General features: G+C 68.8%; 15 protein-coding genes. 7 read left to right on the top strand and 8 right to left on the bottom strand.

What is annotated here, in order from left to right; all coding sequences use genetic code 11:
- Positions 1 to 40: 40 nt before the first annotated feature.
- A complete protein-coding gene (locus F9288_RS02635; RefSeq protein ID WP_174835134.1) occupies positions 41 to 592 on the top strand; it encodes a DNA-3-methyladenine glycosylase I in 552 nt (183 codons plus the stop codon).
- Positions 593 to 730: 138 nt separating this feature from the next.
- On the opposite strand, the gene F9288_RS02630 is transcribed toward F9288_RS02635, so the two are convergent.
- The 4 genes from F9288_RS02630 to F9288_RS02615 form a co-directional block, all read right to left on the bottom strand.
- Positions 731 to 1,966, bottom strand: a complete 1,236-nt coding sequence (locus F9288_RS02630) for a dipeptidase (RefSeq protein WP_254621043.1) — start codon at positions 1,964 to 1,966, stop codon at positions 731 to 733.
- Positions 1,967 to 1,981: 15 nt separating this feature from the next.
- On the bottom strand, positions 1,982 to 3,616 hold the full coding sequence (locus F9288_RS02625; RefSeq protein WP_174835133.1) for a long-chain-fatty-acid--CoA ligase: 1,635 nt from the start codon (positions 3,614 to 3,616) through the stop codon (positions 1,982 to 1,984).
- 79 nt (positions 3,617 to 3,695) lie between these two features.
- Complete coding sequence (locus tag F9288_RS02620; protein ID WP_174835132.1) at positions 3,696 to 4,376, bottom strand: NnrU family protein; 681 nt, start codon at positions 4,374 to 4,376, stop codon at positions 3,696 to 3,698.
- Between the two features lie 24 nt (positions 4,377 to 4,400).
- Positions 4,401 to 6,212, bottom strand: a complete 1,812-nt coding sequence (locus tag F9288_RS02615) for a peptide MFS transporter (RefSeq protein WP_174835131.1) — start codon at positions 6,210 to 6,212, stop codon at positions 4,401 to 4,403.
- Between the two features lie 93 nt (positions 6,213 to 6,305).
- On the opposite strand from F9288_RS02615, the gene F9288_RS02610 reads away from it, so the two are divergent.
- Both F9288_RS02610 and F9288_RS02605 read left to right on the top strand, forming a co-directional pair.
- Positions 6,306 to 6,884: a nitroreductase gene (locus F9288_RS02610; protein ID WP_174835130.1), complete on the top strand. Its 579-nt coding sequence runs from the start codon at positions 6,306 to 6,308 to the stop codon at positions 6,882 to 6,884.
- 198 nt (positions 6,885 to 7,082) lie between these two features.
- Entirely contained in the window at positions 7,083 to 7,439 is a 357-nt protein-coding gene (locus F9288_RS02605) for a GntR family transcriptional regulator (protein WP_174835129.1), read from the top strand.
- A gap of 311 nt (positions 7,440 to 7,750) precedes the next feature.
- Here the strand turns inward: F9288_RS02605 and F9288_RS02600 are convergent, their stop codons facing one another.
- Positions 7,751 to 8,521 (bottom strand): energy transducer TonB, encoded by a 771-nt coding sequence (locus tag F9288_RS02600; protein WP_254621042.1) that lies wholly within the window; start codon positions 8,519 to 8,521, stop codon positions 7,751 to 7,753.
- Between the two features lie 38 nt (positions 8,522 to 8,559).
- The gene (locus F9288_RS02595; RefSeq protein WP_174835128.1) at positions 8,560 to 10,254 is read right to left on the bottom strand and encodes an acyl-CoA dehydrogenase; all 1,695 of its coding nucleotides are present in this window, start codon (positions 10,252 to 10,254) and stop codon (positions 8,560 to 8,562) included.
- A 37-nt stretch (positions 10,255 to 10,291) separates the two neighbouring features.
- Here F9288_RS02595 and F9288_RS02590 point away from each other — a divergent pair, with 37 nt between their 5' ends.
- Both F9288_RS02590 and F9288_RS02585 read left to right on the top strand, forming a co-directional pair.
- Positions 10,292 to 11,209, top strand: a complete 918-nt coding sequence (locus F9288_RS02590; RefSeq protein WP_174835127.1) for an L-threonylcarbamoyladenylate synthase — start codon at positions 10,292 to 10,294, stop codon at positions 11,207 to 11,209.
- Between the two features lie 9 nt (positions 11,210 to 11,218).
- Positions 11,219 to 11,758: a GNAT family N-acetyltransferase gene (locus tag F9288_RS02585; protein WP_174835126.1), complete on the top strand. Its 540-nt coding sequence runs from the start codon at positions 11,219 to 11,221 to the stop codon at positions 11,756 to 11,758.
- Positions 11,759 to 11,780: 22 nt separating this feature from the next.
- Here the strand turns inward: F9288_RS02585 and msrA are convergent, their stop codons facing one another.
- Positions 11,781 to 12,317 (bottom strand): peptide-methionine (S)-S-oxide reductase MsrA, encoded by a 537-nt coding sequence (gene msrA, locus F9288_RS02580; RefSeq protein WP_174835125.1) that lies wholly within the window; start codon positions 12,315 to 12,317, stop codon positions 11,781 to 11,783.
- 63 nt (positions 12,318 to 12,380) lie between these two features.
- On the opposite strand from msrA, the gene galE reads away from it, so the two are divergent.
- A complete protein-coding gene (gene galE, locus F9288_RS02575) occupies positions 12,381 to 13,379 on the top strand; it encodes a UDP-glucose 4-epimerase GalE (RefSeq protein ID WP_174835124.1) in 999 nt (332 codons plus the stop codon).
- Entirely contained in the window at positions 13,376 to 14,203 is an 828-nt protein-coding gene (locus F9288_RS02570) for a CoA ester lyase (RefSeq protein WP_174835123.1), read from the top strand. Before galE ends, F9288_RS02570 begins: the two co-directional genes overlap by 4 nt.
- On the opposite strand, the gene F9288_RS02565 is transcribed toward F9288_RS02570, so the two are convergent.
- Positions 14,183 to 14,875: a phosphatase PAP2 family protein gene (locus tag F9288_RS02565; RefSeq protein ID WP_254621041.1), complete on the bottom strand. Its 693-nt coding sequence runs from the start codon at positions 14,873 to 14,875 to the stop codon at positions 14,183 to 14,185. The two genes, F9288_RS02570 and F9288_RS02565, sit on opposite strands and share 21 nt — an antisense overlap.
- Between the last annotated feature and the right edge of the window lie 3 nt (positions 14,876 to 14,878).

Below are 14,878 nucleotides of genomic sequence, written 5' to 3'. Positions count from 1 at the left end.
CCTGCCCGCGCGGCGATGGGGAACAGGGGAGTTGAAGGCGATGGAGCATCGACGCTGCCGCTGGGCGGAGGGCAATGCGCTGATGCGCGCCTATCACGACGAGGAATGGGGCGTGCCGCATCACGATCCGCGCATGTTGTGGGAGATGCTGATGCTGGAGGGCTTCCAGGCGGGGCTGTCGTGGCAGACGATCCTCAACAAGCGCGAGGGGTTCCGCGCCGCCTTCGCCGGGTTCGATCCGGCGGCGGTCGCGGCGTTCGGCGAGGATGACGTGGCGCGGCTGATGGCCGATCCCGGCATCGTCCGCGCCCGCGCGAAGATCGAGGCGACGATCCACGGCGCGCGCGTCTATCAGGAGCTGGGGGCGAACGCCTTCCGCGATTTCTGCTGGGGTTTCACCGGCGGGAAGCCGATCGCGGGCGACCGCGCGAGCGTGCCGGCCAGCACGCCGCTGTCGGCGCGGATATCGAAGGAGATGAAGGCGCTGGGCTTCAAGTTCGTCGGGCCGACGATCGTCTATGCGTGGATGCAGGCGGTCGGTATCGTCAACGACCATGCGCGCGATTGCTTCCGGCGGGAGGCGATGGCCTAGGACGGATCGACACTCAGCTCTGGCGGGCTGCAAATGGCGCTTTTGCGCGCTTCCGGTGCTCACGTACTGGAAGTATGCTGCGCGCCGGTCACGCAAACCACCATTTTCGCCGCGCCATCTCCTGAATGGCGATCCGTCCTAGTTCATCGCCTTCGCGACCTGCTCGGCGCGTTCCATCACACGCAGCACGTTGCCGCCCGCCAGCCCCGCGACCTCGGCGTCGGACCAGCCGCGCCGCATCATCTCGGCGAGCAGCGCGGGATAGGTCGAGACGTCTTCCAGCCCCACCGGCAGCGGATGGCCGACCCCGTCGAAGTCCGATCCGATGCCGACATGATCCTTGCCCGCGACCTTCGCGACATGCTCGATATGGTCGGCGACCTCGCCCAGCGTGACGCGCGGCTCGGGATGCTCCTTCAGCCATGCGGCATAAGCGGCGGCGGCCTTGTCGGGCTGGCCGATGTAGAGGCCACGATAGGGCGGCGAATTGAGTCGGGTCTTTTCCGCCGCCGCGTCGGCCGCCCAGCGCCGGTTCTCGTCCGAGACATAGCCGGGCGCGAAATCGACCATCACCACCCCGCCGTTGGCCGCCACCAGTCGCAGCACATCGTCGGACACGTTGCGCGGATGATCGTTGATAGCCCGCGCGCCGGAATGGGAGAAGATCACCGGCGCCTTCGACACGGCGAGCGCGTCGCGCATCGTCCCCTCGCTGACGTGCGAGAGATCGACCAGCATCCCGAGCCGGTTCAACTCGTGCACCACCTGACGCCCGAAATCGGTGAGGCCATCGTGCTTCGGATCGTCGGTGGCCGAATCCGCCCAGTCGATCGTGCGCGCGTGGGTGAGCGTGAGATAGCCGGCCCCGAGCGCGGCATAGCTGCGCAGCACGGAAAGATTGTCGTCGATCTGTCCGCCGCCCTCCACGCCGATCATCGAGGCGATCTTCCCGGCGGCATGGGCACGGCGCACATCGGCTGCGGTGCGGGCGAGCGCGAACGTCTCCGGATAGCGCGCGACGATCGACTTCACGAGGTCGATCTGCTCCAGCGTCCGCTCCACCTGCACCTTGCCGGGCAGGTCGGCGGAGACATAGACCGACCAGAACTGGCCGCCGAGCATCCCCTTGCGCAGCCGGGTGATATCGGTGTCGTAAGGTTCGCCGGTGACGTGCGAAAGGTCGCGCAGGTCCATCGTCCAGCGTTTGTCGCCCTCGCGCTCGGCCAGCGCCTCGGGCCAGTCGTTATGCCCGTCGATCAGCGGGGTGGCGCGCAGCACGCGGGCGACGCGCGCGGCATAATCCTGCGCCCATGAAGGGGAGGCCGACAGGCACAATAATGCCGCCAGCGCCGCGCGCGCGATCATTCCCCTCATTATGCTTCCCCCTGTTCAGCGCGTCACCTCGAACGGCAGCTTGTAGCCTTCCATCCGCTGGCGGATCAGCTTCTTGTCGATCTTGCCGGTCGCGCCGAGCGGGATTTCGGGGACGAACAGCACGTCGTCCGGCATCCACCAGCGCGCGATCTTGCCGTCGAGGAAAGACGTGAGGTCGTCGCGGCACGCGCTCGCGCCCGGCTTGAGCTGGCACAGCAGGATCGGCCGCTCGTCCCATTTCGGGTGCGCGACGCCGATCACCGCCGCCAGCGCCACTGCCGGATGACCGGTGGCGATATTCTCGATCTCGATCGAGCTGATCCACTCGCCGCCGGATTTCACCACGTCCTTGGCGCGGTCGGTTATCTGCATATAGCCCTTGTCGTCGATCGTGGAGACGTCGCCGGTGTCGAAGAAGCCCTCCTCGTCGAGCACGTTGCCGCCATCGCCGCCGAAATAGCCCGAGACGATCGTCGGCCCCTTGATCTTGAGCCGGCCGGGCGTCCTGCCGTCGTGCGGCAGGCGATTGCCCTCGTCGTCGGTGAGCTTCAGCTCCAGCCCGGCGAGGAGGCGGCCCTGCTTGATCGCATATTGGATCTGCTCGTCGGCGGGCAGCGCCGCCACCTCCGCGGAGGGGGTGGAGATGGTGGCGAGCGGGGAGGTCTCGGTCATGCCCCAGCCCTGGATCACGTCCACGCCGTAATCGTCGCGGAAGGTGCGCACCAGCGCCTCCGGCACGGCGGAGCCGCCGATCACTACGCGCTTCAGCGCGCCCAGCCCGCGCCCGCTTTCCCGGAGATATTGCAGCACGCCCTGCCAGATGGTCGGCACCGCGGAGGAGAAGGTGATACCCTCCTGCTCGATCAGGTCGACCAGCGATTCGCCGTCCATCTTCTGCCCCGGCAGCACCAGCTTGGCGCCGACGGCGGGGGCGGAATAGACCATGCCCCAGGCGTTGGCATGGTACATCGGCACCACCATCAGCACCGAATCCCGCCCTGAGAGCGCCAGCGCATCGGCCTGCAACGTCATCAGCGCGTGGATGTAATTCGAGCGATGCCCATAGAGCACGCCCTTGGGGTTGCCGGTGGTGCCGGAGGTGTAGCACAGGCCGCAGGCGGTATTCTCGTCGAACCCGCCCCAAGCATATTCCGCCGGCTCGCCCGCCGCCCAGTCGTCGAAGGCGGTGGCGGCGTAGTCGGTCCTGGGCAGCGTGGCGGCGTCGCACAGGAAGATCACCCGCTCGATCGTCGGCACCTGCGGCAGCAGCTCGCCGATCAGCTCGGCGCAGGCCGGATCGGCGAACAGGATGCGGTCGCCGGCGTGATTGGCGATATAGGCGATCTGCTCGAGGAACAGGCGCGGGTTCAGCGTGTGGAGCACCGCCCCCATCCCCGTCGCGCCATACCAGACGGCGAGGTGACGCGCCGAGTTCCACCCCATCGTCGCGACGCGATCGCCGGGGCGGATGCCGGCGCGGGCCAGGCCGTTCGACACGCGCTTCGCCAGCGTGTGGATCTCGCCATAGTTGCTGCGGGTGACGATGCCGGCGGCATCGCGCGAGATGACCTCACGCGCTCCATGCCATGCGGCGGCGTGATCGAGGAACTTGTCGACCGTAAGCGCGCCGTGCTGCATCAGACCTTGCATCTTTCAACCTCTCCCAATCTTCTTCCCGACCTCCATATAAAAACTTAGTTTCCTATGGAAGTCAGTTGGCGCGCCCGCGTCAGCCCAGCCAATACCATATTCCGGCGCGCCAGCCCGATAGCGGTATATGCGCCCAGGTCGCGATCAGCCAGACCACCAGCCCGCCGGCCAGCGCGTGCATCCCGAACCCGCCGAGCCGCGCGCGCCCGGCGGCGATGGCGGCGAACGGCCAGTAGCTCGTCCGCGCCTCCCAGCCGCGCCAGAAGTCCGGCTGGAGCGCCTCCTTCTTGCGGTCCTGCAACGCCGCGCCGGCCAGCGCGAGCAGGATGATGGCGAGCGCGACGACGATGTTCGACGGATCGGGATAGATCAGGATATGCGCCGCGCCCCACAGGGCGAAGGCCCACATCATCGGATGGCGCGTGATCGCGAACACGCCGCGCGCCTCCGGCACGGTGTCGGTCTTCGCTTCGGGAAGCGCGGGGTTGCGGATCAGCGACCCCATCAGCAGCACGCTCGCGACCAGCATCACCGCGCTCGCCACCGCCCATGAAGCGTCGCCGACCGGCCATAGCAGCGGCGCGGGCGGGGCGGCGCGATAGGCGAGCGCCAGCCAGATCAGCGTGGCGAAGGCGACGAGGCTGTAGAGGCCGAGGAAGCCACGTTCGCCGATCCGCCCGACGATCGGCGCGCGCAGCGGGTGGGAGAGGAGGAAGTGCGTCCCTACGAAGGCGATCGCCGCCGCTATCACATTGCCCATCGCATCTCTCCCGAAGACCGCGCCCTATTGCACGCCATGCATCCATTTCTTGAGTGGCCACGACAGCAGGAATAGCACGATCCCCAGCCCGATCGCGACCAGCGCGATCACCGTGAAGGTGTGGGTGTAGGTGTCGAGGCTCACCTTGAGGTTGGTCACCTGCCCGCCGATCGTCTCGACGCTGGCGAATTGCGCCACCACGCCGGCGACATATTGCGCGACGGAGATCGACAGGAACCACACGCCCATCATCAGCCCGACGACGCGCGCGATCGAGAGCTTGGTGATCATGCTCAGGCCCACCGGCGAGATGCACAGTTCCGCGATCGAGTGGATCACGTAGAGACCGGCGAGCCACCACAGCCCGACCTTGAAGTCCGGCCCGGCGAAGAGCGAGCCCCAGACGAGGAACAGGAAGCCGCCGCCGACGCCCATCAGCGCGATCGCGAACTTGATCGGGATCGACGGCTCCAGTCCGCGCCGCGAGAGCCAGCCCCACAGCGCGCTCATCGCCGGCGCGAGCAGCACGATCGCCAGCGGGTTGAAATTCTGCGTTTGCGGCGCGGAGAGCGTGAACAGGCCGAACACGCTGCGGTCGGTGTTGCGGTCCGCGAACAGCGTGAGGCTCGACCCGGCCTGCTCGAATAGCGTCCAGAACACGACGTTGAACACGATCAGCACCATCGCCGCGAGCATCATCTCGCCTTCCTTGCGGCTGCCCCTGACGAACGACCAGATCAGGATCGCGGGGACCGAGACGAGGAACGTGCCGAACAGCAATTTGCCCATCAGCGGGAGCGACGCGAGATAGCCGATGAAGCCCGATCCGGGCGCCGCCTTCTCGGTGACCATCAGGTTCTGGAACAGGAAATAGAACAGCGGCACGGCAAGGATCGCGAGGCCGTAGATGAGGAGCGCGCGATCCGGCCCGTCGCGCTTCGGCGGATTGCCGTAGGCGTCGAGCCGGCCGCCGTGGAAGCTGATCATCAGGAAGGATATCACCATCGCGACGCCCGCGAGGCCCAGCCCCGCCGGCCAGCCGATCGTGTCCGCGAAGATCGCGCACAGGAACTGGCCGAGGATCGAGCCGGTGTTGATCCCCATGTAGAAGATCGTGAAGCCGGCGTCGCGGCGGCGATCGCCGGGCTGGTAAAGCTCGCCCACCATCGTCGAGATGTTGGGCTTGAAGAAGCCGTTGCCGACCGAGACGAGCGACAGCGCGAGCAGCAGGACCATCGTCATCAGCGCGCTGCGGTCGGCCTGCTCGCTGAAATGGCCGGCGGCGACGCGGCGCACCTCGCGCCCGTCGGCGGCGTCGAGCGACAGGCTGCCGTCGTCATTGCCGCGCATCGTCAACTTCTGGCCGGCGTAGATCAGGTAGCGCGCCTCGTGCGGGTCGCTGGTCGGCGCGTCGCGGAAATTCTCGACCGCCACCTCATATCGCTGGCCGTCGATCACCTGATAGGGCCTGGCCGGCGCGCCGCCGAAGGCGAGGGTGAAATAGCCGATCGCCATCATCAGCGCGCCGAAGCGCACCGCCCGTTTCGACCCCAGATATTGATCCGCCAGCAGGCCGCCGACCAGCGGCGTCAGATAGACCAGCGCGGTATAGCCGCCGTACAGGCCGGTCGAGGCGCGGTCGCCGAGGACGAAATGCTTGGTGAGATAGAGCGTGAGCAGCGCCCGCATCCCGTAATAGCCGAACCGCTCCCACATCTCCGTGCCGAACAGCCAGAAGAGTGGCTTGGGATGGCCGAACCACGTTCCCCCGGCGGCCGGATTGACGTGGGAGATATCCGGCTCCTGCGGAATATCCGCGGTCGGGGTGTCGACCATCTGATATGCACTTCCCTGGAAATTTCGTTGCGCCGGAAACTAGCGGCAAAGCGGGCGCTGTAAATATCTCCGCCCGCCCGCTAGGGGAACGCGATGTTCAACGATCGCTCCACCCCGCTCTCGCTGCTCGCCACCCGCCGCTCTGGCAAGCCGCGCGATCTCGCCGCGCCCGGCCCGGACATGGCCGGGCTGGAGGAGATGTGCGCCATCGCCGCGCGCACGCCCGATCACGGCAAGCTCGCGCCGTGGCGGTTCGTGATCGTCGCGCCGGAGCAGCGCGCGCGGCTCGCGCGGGTCATCACCGACGCCTATCGCGCCGAGCGGTCCGAGGCGAAAAGGATCGAGATCGAGGCGCTGGAGCAGTTCGCGCATCAGGCGCCGGCGCTGGTCGTCGTGCTGTCCTCGCCGCGCGCCGACAGCAAGATTCCCCTTTGGGAGCAGGAATTGTCGGCCGGTGCGGCGTGCATGAACCTGCTCCACGCGGCGCATGCGATGGGCTTTGCCGGCGGCTGGCTGACGGGCTGGGCAGCCTATTCCGATGCCGTGCGCGACGCCTTCGGCGCGGCGCCGGAGCGGATCGCGGGCTTCGTCTTCATCGGCACGCCGGGCAGGCCGCTGGATGAACGGCCGCGCCCCGATCCGGCGGCGGTGATCGGCCGCTGGGGCGGATAGGGATTGTTGTTTGTGGCGGCACCGCCCTCCGCCATCATTCCAACGATCCTTCGGATCGCCGGATCCTTGGAAGGCTTCGCCCGCTCCCCCACCCCGCCTCCCAGTCATGATGCCGATGGGAGGCGGGGTGGGAGAGCGGGCCGGTGCCGTCACGTTCATAAGACTCGCTTTCCGCCTCATTTGCTGTATTAAGGCAGCATGACAGCTCTGAGCAACGAGGACAGTCCGGTCTATATCCGCCTGCGCGCGACGATCGCCGCCGGCATCCTGCGTGGGGACTTCCGCGCGGGCGACCAGCTTCCCTCGGTCCGCGCGCTGGCCGCCGAGCATGGCGCCAACCCGCTGACGGTCGCCAAGGCCTACCAGAGCTTCCAGGACGACGGCTATGTCGAGGTGCGGCGCGGGGTTGGAATGTTCGTCCTCTCCGGCGCGGGCGAGCGCCTCCGCCTCGCCGAACGCGACGCCTTCGTCCGCAATCAGTGGCCGCGCATCAGGGAACATATCGACCTGCTCGGGCTGGACCTCGCCGACCTGATGGAGGGTGCGGGGGCGTAGGGCGGGTTTCGCCCCACTTGAAGTCATTCCCTGTGGGCACCGAAATCGGGCTATGAAAAAGATTCCCCCAACGAATGCCGAATTGCGAGTGCAATGGGCACCAATCAGAACTTGGCTCGCACTGGCTGTAGTCGGCGCGATAATAACACCGGTTCGCAACCTTTTATATGATATCTCTTTCGTTCCCGTAAGGGTGGGGTTGTCTCCGTTCTTGGCGACGTTCTTGTTGGGCGCTGTCTACGCAGCCATTGTATTTACCTGCCTCGCGGTACGCCGATTATTCGACCGCTAACCACCAAATCCAGCCATCACTACCCCCGGTCATCCTCATCCGGCGGCGTCGGGTCGTGCTCGATCACCCAGCTATGGTTCTCCACGATCCACGCCGGCACCGGGCGGCCGCGTTCGTCGCGGGCGGGGGAGAAGCGGAAGCGTTTCTCGATCAGGCGGCAGGTGGTGTCGTCCAGCGCGGGGCTGCCGCTGGAGCGCGTGACGTCGCATTCCTTCACGCGCCCGTCGGTGTCGACCAGATAGCGCACCGCCACCGTGCCGCCCACGCCTGCCTGTCCGGCGGTCGCGGGATAATCCGAATCCTTGAGCCGGCCACTGCGCCAGCGCGGGCCGGTGCCGCCGTCGCCTTCCCCGCCGCCGCCATAGCCGTTGCCCTGCCCGCCCGCGCCGGTGCCGGTGCCGGCGATGTCGCTCGCGCCGGTGGTCGCCTCCGCGCCGACATAGGGCTTGGGCGCGGTGACCATCACCGGCGGGGCGGGGACCGGGATGATCGGCGGCGGCGCGGCGACCGGGGTGGCGCGCGAGCGCAGGTTGGGCGGCGCCGGGCTGCCCTTCGCGGCGCTGCTATGGCGTGAGGGCGGGGGCACGCGCTCGGGCGGCGGGGGCGGCGGCTCGGGGAGGACGCCGAACACCGCCATGCTGCGCTCGATCACATGCGGGATATGCACGGTGAGGCCGGTCACCAGCACCCAGACGAGCAGCACCTGCACCGCCGCCGCCGCCAGCGCGGCGGCGATGCGGGGGCGGTTTTCCGGCGCGGCGATCGTCCAGCTCACCGCGCCATAACGCACGGGCGGGCTGAACGTGGCGTTAGTGGCGCCGCGAGTCGTTAGAACGCCGCCGCGTCGAGCTGATAGAGCGCGCCCGCCCGCGCCTCGGCGGCGGCGATCTGGCCCATCGCCTCGGGCAGCACCTGCGCGAGATAGAAATCCGCCACCGCGCGGCGCACCCGGCCCGGCGCGTCGTCGGCGCTCTCGCGCGCCAGCCGCTCGACCAGCCACCCGGCGGTCGCCACCGACAGCATGTTGAGGAAGGGATAGCTCGCCGCCAGCCGGTCGTCGGCATCGGCGGTCTGGAGCCGCCGCCCGACGCGCTCGCAGGCGTCGACCAGCGCGATCAGCCCCGCATCCTTCGCCTCGGCGCGGATATCGGCGATCAGGCTGGCGAAGGCCGCGCCGTTCGAGAGCGACAATTTGCGCCCGACGAGATCGGCCGCCTGAATGCCGTTGGTGCCCTCGTAGATCGGGGTGATGCGCGCCTCGCGGAAATATTGCGCCGCGCCGGTTTCCTCGATGAAGCCCATGCCGCCGTGGATCTGCACGCCGAGGCTCGCCACCTCGTTGCCGATGTCGGTGGCGTGCGCCTTGGCGAGCGGCGTCACCAGCTCCAGCCGGTCCTTCGCCGCCGCGTCGCCCAGCCCGGCGCGATCGACCTGCCCGGCGGCGTAATAGACGAGCGCGCGCGCCGCGAGCGTCTGCGCCTTCATCCGCATCAGCATCCGGCGCACGTCGGGATATTCGATGATCGCGGCCGGCTGGCCGTCGCGCGCGCCCTGGGTGCGCTCGCGGGCATAGTCGGCCGCCTTCTGCGTCGCGCCCTCCGCCACCTGCACGCCTTGCAGGCCGACGTTGAGGCGGGCGTTGTTCATCATCGTGAACATCGCGCGCATCCCGCCATGCTCCGGCCCGATCAGATGACCGATGCAATCGTCATGGTCGCCGAAGGAGAGGACGCAGGTGGGCGAGGCGTGCAGCCCCATCTTGTGCTCGATCGAGACGACGCGCACGTCGTTGAAGTCGCCCGGATTGCCGTCCGCATCTAGCCGGTACTTGGGCACGAGGAACAGCGAGATGCCGCGCGTCCCCGCCGGCGCGCCGGGGGTGCGCGCGAGGACGAGGTGGACGATATTGTCCGCCATGTCGTGATCGCCGAACGAGATGAATATCTTCGTGCCCCTGATCGACCAGCTTCCATCGCCGCGCGGGGTCGCCATCGTCTTGAGCGCGCCGACGTCGCTGCCCGCCTGCGGCTCGGTGAGGTTCATCGTGCCGGTCCACTCGCCGCTGGTGAGGCGCGGGAGATAGGCCGCCTGCTGCTCCGGCGTGCCATGATGCGCCAGCGCCTCGATCGCGCCGACCGTCAGGATCGGGCAGAGCGCGAAGCCCATGTTGGCGGTGCCGAGCGTCTCCAGCACGGCCGTCTGGATCGCGAAGGGCAGGCCCTGCCCGCCGAATGCCTCCGGCGCGCCGATCGTGCCCCAGCCGCCCTCGACGAAGGCGCGATAGGCTTCAGGATAGCCTTCCGGCATCACCACGCCCTCCGGCGTCCATTTCGCGCCCACCGTATCGCCTTCGCGGGCGAGCGGCGCCCATTCGCCGGCGGCGAACTGGCCGATCCCCTCCAGCACTGCATCGATCACGTCGTCGGAGGCGGCGGCGAATTTGTCGGTCGCGGCAAGCTCGCTCAGATGGACGACATGATCGAGGGCGAAACGCTGTTCGGCGGTGGGCGCGGTGAAGGGCATTTATCTCTCCTTGCGTCGCCCGCTATAGCCCCCCGCGATGATTGCTCAACACCCCGCCATCAGACGCTACGGCACGGCCGCGATCGCCGAGGTGGCGCGGGAGATCGCGCGCGGCGGAATCGTCGCGGTGCCGACCGAGACGGTCTATGGACTCGCCGCCGATGCCACCGACGCGGCGGCGGTGGCGCGCATCTATGCGGCGAAAGGACGGCCGGGGTTCAATCCGCTGATCGTCCATGTCCCCGATCTCGCGGCGGCGGAGCGGATCGCGGTGTTCGATGCGGAGGCGCGGGCGCTGGCGGCGCGCTGGTGGCCGGGGCCGCTGACGCTCGTGTTGCCGTTGCGGCGCGATGCGGGGATCGCCGCGCTGGTGACGGCGGGGCTGGACACGATCGCGCTCAGGGTGCCGGCGCACCGCGCGATGCGCGCGCTGCTGGAGGCATGCGGCAAGCCGCTCGCGGCCCCTTCCGCCAATGCCAGCAACGGGATCAGCCCGACGCGGGCGGAGCATGTCGCGGCGAGCCTCGGGGAGCGGGTGCCGCTGATCGTCGACGACGGGGCCTGCGCGGCGGGGGTGGAATCGACCATCGTGATGGCGGGCCGTATCCTGCGCCCCGGTCCGATCACGGCGGAGCAACTCGGGCTGCCGCTCGCTGCGAGCGAGGGGAAGGTGAGCGCGCCGGGCCAACTCGCGACCCATTACGCGCCGTCCAAGCCGCTGCGATTGAACGCCGTATCCGGCGCGCCGGGGGAGTGGCTGATCGGCTTCGGCGCGGTGGTGGGGGACGACACGCTTTCGGCGAGCGGCGATCCGGTCGAGGCGGCCGCGCGGCTGTTCGACGCGCTCCACCGCGCCGATGCCAGCGACCCCGCCGCCATCGCCGTCGCCCCCGTGCCGGAAGCGGGGATCGGCGCCGCCATCAACGACCGCCTGCGCCGCGCGGCGCATCGCTAGAGGAACGACATGACCTTCACCCTGCGCCTCGCCGTCGAGGACGATCTGCCCGCCCTGCGCGAGCTGATGGCGCTGGCGATCGACACCTTGCAGCGTGGCTTCCTGTCGCCCGAGCAGATCGTCGCCAGCCGCGCGGTGATGGGGCTGGACACGCAGCTCGTCGCCGATCGCACCTATTTCGTGGTGGAGGAGGGCGGCGCGCTCGCGGGGAGCGGCGGATGGAGCCGGCGCGCGACTCTGTATGGCGGCGATCACAGCGCGGGGCTGCGCGAGCCGCGCCTGCTTGATCCGGCGCATGAGGCGGCGCGGGTGCGGGCGATGTATACGCACCCGGATTTCGCGCGGCGCGGCGTGGGGCGGATGATCCTCGACGAATGCGAGCGCGCGGCGGCGGCGGAAGGCTTCTCGGCGGTGGAGCTGATGGGGACGATGAGCGGGCAACCGCTCTATGCCGCCTGCGGCTATCGCCCGGTCGAGGCGATTACCGACGATCGTGGCGGCGCGCCGGTGCCGCTGGTGCGGATGCGCAAGGAACTGGGCCGGCCGTGACGCGCTGACCGGCCCGTTTGCGTCAAGCCATCGCCTTCGCCCGCGCCGCGAAGCTCTTGCGCAGCTTCTGCAATTTCGGCGGGATCGAGGCGATGCAATAGGGGTTGCGCTGGCCTTCGCCCTCCCAATAGTTCTGGTGGTAATCCTCCGCCGGCCACCATTGGTCGGCATATTCGATCGTGGTGACGATCGGCTTGTCGTGATTGGCCTGCGCCCGCGCGATCGCCGCGTTGGCCTGCTCCTCCTGCATGTTGCTCATCGGGAAGATGGCGGAGCGATATTGCGTGCCGATGTCGTTGCCCTGCCGGTTGAGCTGCGTCGGATCGTGCGTCGCGAAGAAGATGTCGAGCAGGTCGGCGTAGCTCACCCGCGCGGGATCGAAGCCGATGCGGATCGCCTCGGCATGTCCCGTGCCGCCGCCGCATACCTGTTTGTAGGTGGGGTTAGGCGCGGTGCCGCCGATATAGCCGCTCTCGACCGATTCCACCCCGATCACGTCGTTGAACACCGCCTCCGTGCACCAGAAGCAGCCGCCGGCCAGGGTCGCATATTCGGTCATCGCTGATGTCTCCTTTGCGGCCAATGTAGGAAGCCGCTAACGCCCGCGCAAAGGAGTGGGCGGATGACGTTCGACGGCAAGGTGATGGTGACGGGCGGCGCGGGCTATATCGGCAGCCATGCGGTGCTGGCGCTGCTCGACGCGGGGCATGAGGTGGTGGTGGTGGACAATCTCGTCACCGGATTCGCCTGGGCGGTCGATCCGCGCGCCATCCTGGTCGAGATGGCGGTGGAGGCCCCGCGCGTCCGCGAGGTGATCCGCGAGCATCGCGTCCGCGCGATCATGCACTTCGCCGGATCGGTGGTGGTGCCCGAATCGGTGACCGATCCGCTCAAATATTATCGCAACAACACCGCCGCCTCGCGCAGCCTGATCGAGAGCGCGGTGCTGGAAGGGGTGCCGCACTTCATCTTCTCCTCGACCGCCGCGACCTATGGCACGCCGGACAAGGTGCCGGTGGCGGAAGGCGACCCGACCGTGCCGATCAACCCCTATGGCATGTCGAAGCTGATGACCGAGGCGATGCTGCGCGACGTGGCGGCGGCACATCCGATCAATTATTGCGCGCTGCGTTACTTCAACGTCGCCGGTGCCGACCCGCAGGGGCGCAGCGGCCAGTCGACAATCGGCGCGACCCATCTCATCAAGATCGCGGTGGAGGCGGCGACCGGCAGGCGCGGCCATGTCGGCGTGTTCGGCACCGATTTCCCGACCCGCGACGGGACGGGGGTGCGCGACTATATCCACGTCTCCGATCTCGCCGACGCGCATGTCGCGGCGCTGGGGCTGCTGGTCACCCGGCCGGGGGAAAGCCATACGCTCAATTGCGGCTATGGTCGCGGTTTCTCGGTGCTGGAGGTGCTCGATGCGGTGGACCGCGTGACCAACATGACGATCGAGCGCCGCTTCGAGGGCCGCCGCGCCGGGGACCCGGCCGAACTGGTGGCGGACAATCGCGCGATCCTCGCGGCGCTGCCGTGGCGGCCGAAGCGCGCCGATCTCGACGGCATCGTGCGCGACGCGCTGGCGTGGGAGCGGAAGCTGGCGGAGATGGGCAAATGAGGCTGCGGTCGCTGCTGTTCGTGCCGGGCGACCGGCCGGAGCGGATGGAGAAGGCGCTCGGGCTGGGCGCGGACGCGCTGATCCTCGATCTGGAGGATTCGGTGTCGCTCGCCAACAAGGGCGCGGCGCGCGAGGCGGTGCGCGCGTTCGTCGGGCGGCGGCCGGGTGAGCCGGCGCTGTTCGTGCGTGTCAATCCGCTCGATTCGGCGCTGGTGGCGGACGACCTTGCCGCGCTGGCCGGCCTGCCGGTCGACGGCATCACCTTGCCCAAGGCTGAAGGGCAGGCGTCGGTTGACGATCTGATCGCGCGGCTGCCGGGCGATTACGTGGTGCTGCCGATCGCCAGCGAGACGCCGCGCGCGGTGTTCACGCTCGGCAGCTACAAGGGCGATCGCCTCGCCGGCCTCACCTGGGGCGCGGAGGACCTGCCCGCATCGGTCGGCGCGACGGGAAGCCGCGAGGCGGACGGCAGCTATACCGATCCCTATAAGGTTGTCCGCGCGCTTACCCTGTTCGGTGCCCATGCGGCGGGCGTGCCGGCGATCGAGACGGTCTATCCCGATTTCCGCGATCTCGACGGCCTCGCCGCCTATGCCGCGCGCGGGCGGCGCGACGGGTTCACCGGGATGATGGCGATCCACCCCTCGCAGGTGGCGGTGATCAACACCGCCTTCACGCCGAGCGCGGAGGAGGTCGCCCACGCCCGCGCGGTGGTGGGGGCGTTCGCCGCCAATCCGGGCGCGGGCGTGCTTCAGCTCGACGGCAAGATGATCGACGCGCCGCACCTCAAGGCGGCGCGGCGGCTATTGGCGCTGGCCGAGTAACGCTTCCCGCGCCTTCGCGCCGATCGACCACCAGCCGAGTGCCCACAACGTCCCGAAGCTCCACCCCGCGAGCACGTCGGACGGCCAGTGGACGCCGAGATACACCCGGCTGGCCCCGATCGCCGCGACCAGCAGCGCGGCGACGGCGGCGATGTAGCGGCGCGTCGCACGCCCCCGCGTCACCTGCGACACCAATGCGGCGATCGTCAGCCACACGATCGCGCTGTTGGCGGCGTGACCGCTCGGGAAGCTGTAGCCGCTCGCCGCGACGACGTGATCGACGATATCGGGGCGCGGGCGGCCGAAGACCGCCTTGATCGCCGCCACCGCGATCGAGCCGAGCGTCGTCGCCGTCACCACCAGCGCCGCCGTCAGCCACAATCGGCGCACCAGCAGCAGTCCGGCGGTGGCGACGACGGCGAGGGTCAGCACCGTCCCGCCGCCCAGCGCCGTCACGTCGATCACCGCATGGCGCAGCCATTCCGGCCCCACCTCGTGCAGCGCCAGCACGATCGCCCGGTCGAAGCCGAAGGGATAACGCGCGAGGATCACCCCCGCCACCAGTGCGACCGCGATTGCCAGCGCGATCAGCCCCGCGCCCCACATCAGATGCGTCGGTCGCGCGCCGCCGGTCGGGACGGCTTCCTCATGGTCGAGCAGCGGCGGCTCCATCGC

It is taken from the genome of Sphingomonas sp. CL5.1 (assembly GCF_013344685.1).
Lineage (GTDB): Bacteria > Pseudomonadota > Alphaproteobacteria > Sphingomonadales > Sphingomonadaceae > Sphingomonas.
This window is presented reverse-complemented; position numbering and strand designations above follow the sequence as displayed.

What these genes read in the sequence shown, in the direction of transcription:
- F9288_RS02635 (WP_174835134.1), top strand. Translation starts at nt 41, where the DNA reads ATGGAGCATCGACGCTGCCGCTGGGCGGAGGGCAATGCGCTGATGCGC.
- F9288_RS02630 (WP_254621043.1), bottom strand. Translation starts at nt 1,966, where the DNA reads ATGAGGGGAATGATCGCGCGCGCGGCGCTGGCGGCATTATTGTGCCTG.
- F9288_RS02625 (WP_174835133.1), bottom strand. Translation starts at nt 3,616, where the DNA reads ATGCAAGGTCTGATGCAGCACGGCGCGCTTACGGTCGACAAGTTCCTC.
- F9288_RS02620 (WP_174835132.1), bottom strand. Translation starts at nt 4,376, where the DNA reads ATGGGCAATGTGATAGCGGCGGCGATCGCCTTCGTAGGGACGCACTTC.
- F9288_RS02615 (WP_174835131.1), bottom strand. Translation starts at nt 6,212, where the DNA reads ATGGTCGACACCCCGACCGCGGATATTCCGCAGGAGCCGGATATCTCC.
- F9288_RS02610 (WP_174835130.1), top strand. Translation starts at nt 6,306, where the DNA reads ATGTTCAACGATCGCTCCACCCCGCTCTCGCTGCTCGCCACCCGCCGC.
- F9288_RS02605 (WP_174835129.1), top strand. Translation starts at nt 7,083, where the DNA reads ATGACAGCTCTGAGCAACGAGGACAGTCCGGTCTATATCCGCCTGCGC.
- F9288_RS02595 (WP_174835128.1), bottom strand. Translation starts at nt 10,254, where the DNA reads ATGCCCTTCACCGCGCCCACCGCCGAACAGCGTTTCGCCCTCGATCAT.
- F9288_RS02590 (WP_174835127.1), top strand. Translation starts at nt 10,292, where the DNA reads ATGATTGCTCAACACCCCGCCATCAGACGCTACGGCACGGCCGCGATC.
- F9288_RS02585 (WP_174835126.1), top strand. Translation starts at nt 11,219, where the DNA reads ATGACCTTCACCCTGCGCCTCGCCGTCGAGGACGATCTGCCCGCCCTG.
- msrA (WP_174835125.1), bottom strand. Translation starts at nt 12,317, where the DNA reads ATGACCGAATATGCGACCCTGGCCGGCGGCTGCTTCTGGTGCACGGAG.
- galE (WP_174835124.1), top strand. Translation starts at nt 12,381, where the DNA reads ATGACGTTCGACGGCAAGGTGATGGTGACGGGCGGCGCGGGCTATATC.
- F9288_RS02570 (WP_174835123.1), top strand. Translation starts at nt 13,376, where the DNA reads ATGAGGCTGCGGTCGCTGCTGTTCGTGCCGGGCGACCGGCCGGAGCGG.
- F9288_RS02565 (WP_254621041.1), bottom strand. Translation starts at nt 14,875, where the DNA reads ATGGAGCCGCCGCTGCTCGACCATGAGGAAGCCGTCCCGACCGGCGGC.